The sequence below is a fragment of the Crateriforma spongiae genome (assembly GCF_012290005.1).
Taxonomy (GTDB): Bacteria; Planctomycetota; Planctomycetia; order Pirellulales; family Pirellulaceae; genus Crateriforma; species Crateriforma spongiae.
Genome location: NZ_JAAXMS010000003.1, coordinates 806,832 through 816,905, shown reverse-complemented (window position 1 = coordinate 816,905; position 10,074 = coordinate 806,832). Strand labels below are relative to the sequence as shown.

Annotated in this window: 3 protein-coding genes; all 3 read right to left on the bottom strand. The window is 54.5% G+C overall.

The features are described from left to right. On the bottom strand, positions 1-1,902 hold a 1,902-nt coding region (locus tag HFP54_RS11500; protein ID WP_168565189.1), incomplete at its 3' end, for a UvrD-helicase domain-containing protein. Next, positions 1,899-7,727 (bottom strand): DEAD/DEAH box helicase, encoded by a 5,829-nt coding sequence (locus tag HFP54_RS11495; RefSeq protein ID WP_168565188.1) that lies wholly within the window; start codon positions 7,725-7,727, stop codon positions 1,899-1,901. The genes HFP54_RS11500 and HFP54_RS11495, both read right to left, overlap by 4 nt. A 73-nt stretch (positions 7,728-7,800) precedes the next feature. Further along, positions 7,801-10,074, bottom strand: coding sequence for a hypothetical protein (locus tag HFP54_RS11490; protein WP_168565187.1), 2,274 nt, complete (start codon positions 10,072-10,074; stop codon positions 7,801-7,803).

Here is a 10,074-nt window from a genome sequence, read left to right as displayed (position 1 = left end):
CTCCAGGCCCTTTACTCGATGCATTGTTGCTAGTTGAACTCCGTCCCCGTCGACTGTGTCACCGTCTAACTCTGTAAATGCAACATCATTCGTTTTCAATGTCGACTTGAGCTTCTTGAGTAACCACTTGGCTCTCACAACAATTGCGATCTCATCCAGTGGTACTGTTTCCTTGAGCCTCTTCACCAAGTCGGAAATTGCCTGTGATTCTTCATCTTGGTTATCATGCTCCAGCAGTACCGGTTCAGGGCCGCTAAAGAGTGAGTGTGTCGCGATATCGGACCATGGAGAGTTGCAAAGGTCGGTCGTGACCAAATCGCTGCTGCGACCTGTTGCCCAACGACGGATTTGTTCGGTGGTGCGGTAGTTGATCTGCAAACGGTGAATTCGATCAGAAATCATGACATCTCCGTCCGAAAGCTGAGTCGGTTCATGGTAGATCCGTTGACGGGGATCCGCGACAATGAATATGTCGTCAGCCGCCGCCCGGACCAAGGATCTGACAAACCGCCAATCAGTCGCCGAAAAGTCTTGTCCTTCGTCGACGATCACGTGTTGATAAATAGCAGATGAAGAGTTTGTAGACAGCTCCGCTGCCTTACGAGCAACGCCAACCCAACTCAACTTACCGCTTGCTTGTAACGCATGCTCAAAAAGCTCAAACGCTTTCCAGACCGCCGCTTTCTCTCGTCTGGAAAGCGATGGTGTGCGACCGACTCTCGACAGTTGTAGGTATTCGTCACGATCAGTGATTCCTCGAACAGCATTTGCGTAAAACCACTCATCACGCAACACGTCTGTCTCAAGTTTCGTGGGATTGTCGACAGCCACTTGATCCCATGCCAATGCAATCTCTTCATCGCTTGCAACCTGTGTGGGGCCGGCGTTGCGAAGCCAGGACATGGCATGTTCGTGAATGTGTTGCACGTCAATGCGATTTATCTCATCACCGCATAGCGTTCCAAGCACGGACCTCACATTTTCTGCTAAGTTTTTGGTGAAGGTAGTGAATAGAACGCGTTGATCCGACTTAAGGTTCAGTGCAAGCCTACGCGCCCGATGCATCGCTACAATGGTCTTGCCAGTGCCAGCACCGCCCAAAACCAACGTCGGGCCTGCAAACGACTGTTGCGTCATTTGCTGCTGAAGTGGGTGCAGAAAAACCCTCCACTGCTCCAACGGCGCTGACAAAACACGATCGAGCTCGTCATCGCTGTCGACTCGACTAAACCGTCGAGTCGACTGGCTCTTCAAGATCGCCAAATCTTCGTCGGCATTTTCACTTGACGATGACTGCTGACTCTCCTCTTCAAGCAACAGACCCACATATTGCTTCACGTCCTCAACGGACTCTCCCTCGGCGAGCCATACCAGTGCTTCAAAAGCTTCGGCGGGCAGCACGTTTTGAAGTTGCGATAGCTCTTCCTTCGTCTGTAGTTGCCGAACCGCAGGTAGCAAGACCGGGGGAATGCCAAATGAAAGTAGCGTCTTGTTATCTTGAGGAAGCAGTGCGTCTTGAGTGGCTTGCGAAGCCTCCGCATCGGCTACTGCCTTCTGCACCCGTTCTACGTTCAAAATTTGCAGAGACTGAGTCTCTGGATGAACTTCGAATGTTCGATTTCTGGCCCAATCCATCGCCTCATCGTGGTTGTCAACCCAGACCAGTACGTAGGTGTTGCCGGTATCGGGATGCAATACGACGGCTCGATACTTTTGATCAATCCGAACCGTTCGAACACGGTCGTCAGCCATGTTGTGGATCTTTTCGTAGTTGATCGCCGACGACTTAGGATCTGCCCTGAACTTTTTGGCGAATTCCTGGACCTTCTTTCGTTGCGATTTCGGAAGCTTCGCGACCGCGTCCATGAACTCATTGCTGATCGCCAATTGCGGAGTACTCATGAGAGACTTCTCCCTTGCTCGGCCCTACTGCCCATAAGTGCTGACCGAATCGCTGCAACATCGGTACTCAACCCTTGACCGACAATCACCAGCCACTGACGCGTCTTGAATTGTTCAGCCGATTCGTGATCGCCGCCGCGAAAGTAAGCCACGGACAAATCAGGCCAGGCAAGTTCGCATTCTGCGATGGTCACTCCGTCTTCGTCGTCCAAGGGATAGCCGGGTTCGGGAACGGGAATGTTATCCGCAGCAAGCTGCGCAACCAATTTGCGGATGTCGCCGCTAACAAGGTCGAGAACCTCTTCATACTCCTTCGACAACTTGGCTTTCGGAGTTTGCTTGTCGACGTTAGCTTGCACCGGTTGGGATGTTGTGGGGCTCGGCTTGCCTAAGGCAGAGTTCAGCTCACTGTTTTCGTCCAGCGATCGCGCAAACTCCTTCCCGACCAACAATCGCCCGAGTTTTTTCAGATGACGTCGCATGGCACCGCTGTCATCCAAATCAACACGAGTGATTTCCAAAACGTTGTATCCTTTGTTGCGTAGCCAGGAACGAATTTCGCTGTCCTTTGCTGCAGTGTTGGCGCTCCCGTGAATGTGATCGCTCATACCGTCCAGATAGATGCAAATCCCCATGTCATCGGGATCATCCGGGTCGGGATCAAAAAACACGTCGGGGGTTGTGCTGCTCAGGTTTGGGCTCGGTCGAAACTCGTACTTGAAGCGAATTTGCTGCTGGAAACTCCCGCCCTGAAAACCTGCTATCGCCAACAGATGCTTTAGTTTGGCCTCCGCGTCGTTCACCTCGCCTGCTTGCGTGTTCGGGTTATTATCAGGCGATGGCTGCAGCGATGGAATGACGTGCTCCTCAGCAAGTCGGTTCCCCGCACGCTCAAAGAACTCAAGACCAACATGTCGATCGAGATATCGGTGGTAGTAGGCATTGCGGAACGTCTGCAGACAATGATTGCACGAGCTACCGCAATTCATCGGACAACCCGACAACATCTCCGCTGCAGTCGAAACGATTCGTGGGAAGTTCTCGAGCAGTTGCGAAAGCAGGCCCGACCCACCAGGCATAGGATCCCATAGGTTGCCATCTACCTCGTCCCGATCAACATGCCCAACGACCAAAACCTGCAGGTCATCGATGTGCATGTCCAATACCGACGCGGCCGCCTGGCGAATGGATTCGAGGATCGTGTAAGCAGTCGTTTTGTCTTGCATGTTCACCATGGTGACGGCATCGGCAACCACGTCCGCGTAAAAGCCGACGTTGACCGGTTCTTGGCCGCACCACTCGGTGTGCTTGTCGCGGAAGTTCTGGATCTGACGAACCGATGCCAGCGGCGACACGCTTTGTCCACAGATTTGGCAAACCGGATAGCCCATTTCAGGCGGCGTTCGATCGACCAGCGACGAAGCGCCTACATTCACCATGCGGAAGTGCACGCCTCGACGGAAGTGCAGCGGACTGCCACCCCAGCCAAATGCTTGGCCACCATTGTGTCGTCCCTGCTCCCGACCATAAGTCGCCACCGAAAGCTGAAAGCGGTTTTCCTCCTCATCCGAAATCTGCGACATGTGCACCAGATCGACATCACACACTGGAATGGCGGTCAATTCAATATCGCTCAAACTTCCCGAGGCACTGCTGCGATCACTTTCAATGATCGCTTCTCGGTCAATGTTCACCGCGAAGACCGGCGTATCGACTTCGTCCATTTCCGCTTCGCGATGAAAACGCCTAGCTACAAACCGGTGGCCATTGGCGTAAATCAGATTTCCAGGCACATATTCTCGCAGCGCCATCGATGCCGCCCTTGGCAAATTAAAATCCATGGCCCCGATTTGCCAGCGTGGAACTTCCGCCATCCCAACAATCGCACCGCCGTCCAGACCGTAGCCCGGCAAGAAACCTTCCTGTGAGAGAACACTGAATGTGACTGTGTCGTCGACACCATCCGCATCGCCTCGACGACGGCGGCCCATTCCCTTCAGTTGCTTGACAAGACGGTCGCAGCGTTTGAAGTGCGCCTCATCGTCATAACTGAGTGTGCCCTCCTCGTCGCGCACCCGGTTCAGCCGGCGTATTTCACGAATTGCCCATTGCAGACGCTTCCGAAGTCTGCCGATGACGCGGCCCAGGTTGCTCGCGACCTCGTCGATGTGTCGTGCAATTTCCTCTTCCGTCGTCACATCAGCATCGTCATCCGGCCAGCCATCACGAAATGCTCGACCGACGTATGTCAACAAATCATTTCGATGCTTTGCGATTAAGTCCGCTAGCGGTTGGACGTTGAATGGCTCACTGCGCAACTGACCGGAGGGCGTAAACAGATAGTGCGTGATGCGAGAGGGCAGTGTTTCCTTCAACGTATCGTGAATCAGCTCCCTTTCTGATTCGGGCAAGCCTGACGCTGGTCGGCCGAGTTGATTCAGCCGCGTGATCACGGTGGCAGCGACGTGCTTGGAAACCAAAACGTTGTTTCGCAAGTTGAACGCCGGCGGGTCGACTCGTCCACCAAGCATTCGCATCGGATCATTGAAATACGCGCGATCGTGCGAAGCCGGCCGGCAATAGGTGATATTGACGGCCATCCGGTGGCGACGCCCCGCGCGTCCCGCACGTTGCCAGTAGTTCGCTGGCAACGGCGGCACGTTCCGAAGCAAGACCGAATCAAGTGCCCCAATGTCGACACCAAGTTCCAGCGTTGGTGTGCAAACCAACGTGTTCACTCGGTCACCGCTTCCCTTGAACCAGTTTTCGATTTTCTCGCGGGTGGCCTGGGGCACCATCGCTGTGTGTTCTTCCGGGCGAAGCATCGCGTAGCGTTCATCGAGAACCTGCAAATCGTAATTGTCAGGATCCTCACCCACAAACTCCAAAGTTCCGTCGCACTGCCATGCCAGGCAGAGGTTTCCCGGTGTACGTCGCGTGACTCGACGGCGACATCGATTGCAACTGTAGTACCCATGGTTTTCGGCGATGCGAATCTTGTCCGAGTCGATCTGGTAAACACCGCTGCACCGCGGCAGAGCACGCCCCTTATTACTCTTGAGCGTTACTGGGACCAGCAACGCTTTCGTCGGGTCTGTGCAATAGCCCCAAAGCTCTTCAATGAACTCAGCAACATCGTCCGGCGGAACACCCCATTTTCGCACAATCGAACGAATAAGGTTGTTCCGTTCTGACATCCATGCTGTCACCCGTTCTCGCTCGTCACTGCCGGCCAGTTCCAGCTTCATTCCCTTGGGGCCGGGAAGAATGGGGAGATACCCTCGTTGGATTTCGCGATCGCCGTCGTGCCAATATCGAGAAAAGATCTCGTTGTGCGAATCTCGCAGCAAACGCCGTCGACGGAGCGCATCAAGCAACGTTTCGATTCCGATCTTCAATTCATCGGCGGGCAACCCGAGGCGGTTAGCCCACGACTGGATAAAAGAGTCCGAGGTATTCAAACCCTCGTACGAGACGGTGATCCGTCCCCACGGTTCCAGTCCCTTCCGCTGATTCGACGCCATCGTGATTTCACGCAGCATTTGAATTCGCAGAAAGTACGCTCGTTCGTCAGCATGCGATCCACCGCTACCTTCCTTTGGGGCAACTCGCCAAACTTCAGGGATCAACGCTCGGGAATAGGAGTCATCGCGGTCGAGTGAGTCGCTCATTTTCAGTGCCACATCCCCAATCGACACCGCACCGCCGGCAATTGCCTCGGCCATCAAACCACGCAAGCGGAATCGCCGAGCATGGTCTTTCATCCAACCCGCCTGAAACGCGGCGTCTTGGCGATTATCCGCAAATAACAGCAACCGTTTGCGGTCCGCATGCTGAACCATATCCTGGGCCAGAACATGCACGTCAGCAACGGAAGTCGCACGGACTTCGCGGATGGGTTCACGATACCGGCGCCCGTTGGCGCTGCCGAGAGCTCGGCATGAGAAACAGCTCGTCAAATAGCCAGGGTGTGATTCCTTGCTCTTAACGGCGTACAGACGCACCATCTCCGCCATCTCACCACAGGCTTGGCACCGCGACTTTGGGTTCGGATGGGCCGCACCACACCTGCGGCAAAAATACAGCGCCGTTGTCCGCGGATGATTGGCGAGCCCCTGGCCGTCCTGGTTAACAATGACGTCGAGCAAGACCACACGAACGCCTCCGTGTTTCTCTTCTTGCGGAGCCCAAAAGTGGTCCTCGTCTTCGCCCATTTCACCACCGCCGGGCGTGTTGCCGGTGTATTGAAAGTCCTTCAAGTGGGTCGTTAGGTAATGCTGCCCACAGGTATTGCATGAAAACAGCCGTGGGCGCCACCACTTCTCTGCCGATTCACCTCTCTCTAGTTCTTCTGCACTGCTGAGCGAAAGCGTCGGATCGCTGCCGGATTCAAAAGAGACCACACCACCGGTAATACCACGCAAAAATCCATGCACCACGGGACGCATCAGCGGACGGCCATCCTTTAGCGACGCCGCACCCAGCGTCAGATAGCAAAGCAATTCTTCTTCGCTGACCTTGCGGCCGACTGTCGTCTTTAACTCAGACAGCAAGGTTGAAAGCTCACGAGGTCCCATGAGAGACGTTCGGATCTGCTTCGCGACTTCGTTCTGACGTAGGTCGTCGAACAGAGATTCCTGCCATTGTTCGCTGTCAATCTCTCTCTTGGTCAGTCGCCGATAGACCGACGTCACCTGCTCCTGCGGGTTAAGCGATTCGACCGCCGTCAGAGTATCTTCAAGCAGCTTGCTAAGCTCGCGTGGCCGCTCGGGATGATACGTGCTAGTGGACCATTCATCGTTCTGATATTCCTCATTGACGGTCACGACCGAAGCCGCATCAACACCAAAGAACCGCGAAGCGAACTTTCTCGCCGCATCCGGTTCGTTTTCGTCAACAATCGTGGCCGAGGTTGCGATGCAAGTGGTGTGAGAACTGTCTTTGCCGCAGAACGCACGCAGACGTCGAATCAAACAAGCCGTTTCCGCTCCCTGGATGCCGGTAAAGGTGTGAGCCTCATCGAATACCAGATACTCCAGCAACGCATTATCAAAAAGCTCAACGTCTCGCTGGCGAGTCAGCAGTAATTCCAATTGTTTAATGTTGGTTAGCAGGATTCGTGGTTGGCTGCCAATTGTCCGCATCTTCTCGCGTGAGCACACCTCCTCCACCGGATGCACCGAGTCGCTCAGTCCCGCCTCGCGAGTTTCTCGAATACGAAATTCATAGTCCTCGCGACTTTCGCCGATCTCCATCCGGTGCCCGTGAACCTCTCGTTCGTTCTCGGGCGTCTTGCCCACGTACATGCCAAAAGAGATGCCACTTCCGGCAAGTAGGCCACGCATTCGGTCAAGCTGATCCTCGGCCAGAGCGTTCATCGGATACACGATGACCGCCGTCACCCCAGCGGGCGCGTTCTGGTCACGAAGTTCCAAACACCGGCTGATAATTGGGTACAGAAAGCACTCAGTCTTTCCCGATCCAGTCCCGGTACTGACCAGCGTCGGGCGGCCATTGGCAATGGAGCGAAACGCCCGTTCCTGGTGACCGTATGCGGCCGTGAAACCAGCCGGGACGATCCGTTTCATGTGCGGATGGAAAATGCCATCTTCGATGAGCTGTTCGACGGAGGCGCCTTGGCGAAATCCACGCGACACACTGACGTAAGGCCCACGCAGCAATGGTGAAACCCGAACGGTATCCAACCGCAATTGATCACGCATCTGATCATACAGACGCGGATCCGCCAAGGCGTAACTAGTAAGTTGATAGCGAAGAAAACTGCGAACGATCTTCTCGGTGTAAACAATCGGGTTAAGCGGCATCGGTGCCTCTAAATTACGGTCAATGATATGGGGTGGAGGTTTGGTTGCTCTAACTCTCTAGCCCGGATCCTCGCTAGCTCTGGGATGGCAAAAAACCAACGAAACGAAAGTCATCAGTGACTGTTGAGTCCTTCGCAGTGTGGGCGTGATCGAGACCTTTGAGGATGCACTCGCCGGTTTTCGCGTTGAACCGATCTAGGTACATCAGCGACATGCAGCCACATTCTGGACACTCGCGACGAGTGATGTAGGGACGCACTCGAAGCAGCGAATCGTCGCGTGCGACGAAGTACAGACTGCCGGCCTCCAATTCGGCGTCATCGCTTTCTGCCTCTTGTTGAGGCGTCAGTGGGTGGTCGCCTATCAAATCGCGGTATTGGTATCGAGTCAACTTTCGCATCGAATCGCGGTTCGTCTTTTCGATGAATCGAATCGGATACTCCGACAGAAACTCGGTCGCTGTAAAGAAATACTCAACGTCTGCGAACACCTCATCAAACTTCTCCGCGACCGCCGCCCCTTTGGGGCCACGTCCGTGAGCTTGATCGTTGCGTGCTTCCGAGATCCGCTGCATCGCTTTATCGACCTCAGGATCGTCCATTATGAAGGTCAGCACTTCGGGGAATGGAGCGTCGGCCAAGAAGCGGCTCCATGCTTTCGATGCGGACACTTCGCGGATGATCGCCAGCCAATCACCCATGCTTGTCCCCACTGACTTTTCACCACCTCGTCCCAGACGCTTAGAAATTTCACCCACGTGCGAAATAACTGCTCCCTCGATTGCGTCGGCTTGAACCATCGCCATCGACGCCAAGTAGTAGGCCAACACTTCTGCGGTCTCAAGCAATTCGACGTAGCCCTCCAGGTCTCGCCTGCTAACCTCCGCACTACGCCATCGAATGGCGACCGGGTGAGGGTAGAGTGAACGGATGCGATAACTGACGCTGTCGATTGCCTCGCATGCCGCTCTTCGCAACCGACTCAAACGTCCTGAAGCCAAAATCTCGGTTCGCATTTCCGTGGGAGAAGAAAAGCTAAACAACACACTCCTTGCTCTCGTCGCTTGCGTTTTGAAGTGGTCGAATTTTGAGATCGCTTCATTGAGATCGTGCACCGCGATCTTCAGGCTCTCGTCAGGCACCGGAACCTGCATCTCTCCGAACGGTGCACGGAGCAGGTGAAGAGAATTACCACAACGGGCGGCCACCGCATCGGCAAATTGCTGCGACTTCATCATCGCTACCAAGACCTCCAAATCGAGGTGGTCAAGGTTTTCCTTGGGACGTAGCACCACCGTCGACTGAGACGCGACCGCCGGAAGATCCTTTTCTTGAACTTCGGCGAAGACGACTTCCCCGTCGGAGAACCGACCGATGCTGCGGAAACAAAGATCACCAACCCGCAACTCTCGCTCACCCGCTTGGTCGACCCAGTGCCTGACTTCACCGTGGTCAATGGTGCCATCTCTCTGGACCGCTCGACCATCAATGACCCAAAATCTTCCATCGGCTCGTTCGGTGTGCAGTCCTTCCCTAGCATGGGTCGTGTGTATCACAGGGACAAAGTCAAACAGCTCATCAATCCGCTTTAGCTCACCGATCGCCTCGAGCGACCGTTGCTCTTGCAGGAACCGTGGCTCGAAATAATCATGAATGATTGGCGAGGCCGCCGGCAGCCCATCTCGAATAACGTAACCAAATTCGGTAGCACCACCGCCGGTAACATTGAGCCGGTCAAAGTCTTGCAGGACGGCGTCAAGCTGTTTGTCATTGGTGATGGCAGTGGGTTTGAAAAGTTTCAAAGGCTCCCGAGCAGCCGCTTTCGTCTTAACCGACACCAGGCAAAACTGAAATGATGGGTGAACTCGATCAATAAGCTGGTCGGAATTATTGAGCGTCACAATCCTCGTCGGCAGATGCTTTTCAAAAAACGCTTCGCGAAATCTTCGACCCGATTCGCTGGTAACCATTCCGGCGGGAACGCAAAGCGTCAGTCTGCCATTGGCGGGCATGACCGCTGCCACCTCTTGAGCGACGATTTTGGCGAAGTCGAATTGAGGGTGTTGCTGGCGGAGTTCCTCGGACAACTCCCGACGAGACTGCCACGGAGGAAACACGATACATGTTGATGGTCCGCAGTTTTGGATTGCCGATAGCAACGCTTCGAGGAACATCTCTCCAGGCGGAAGCATCACGCAGTCGACAATTTGGGAAAGCTCATTGGCAAGTTCAACCCAAATCGAGTCATCATCCGAAGTAGCAGGCAGAAACGCCTTTGCTGCATCATCGCTTGCCAATGCCGTCTTGATAAAATGCTGAAAAGCAATCTTGGCGTGGTTTGTATTCAT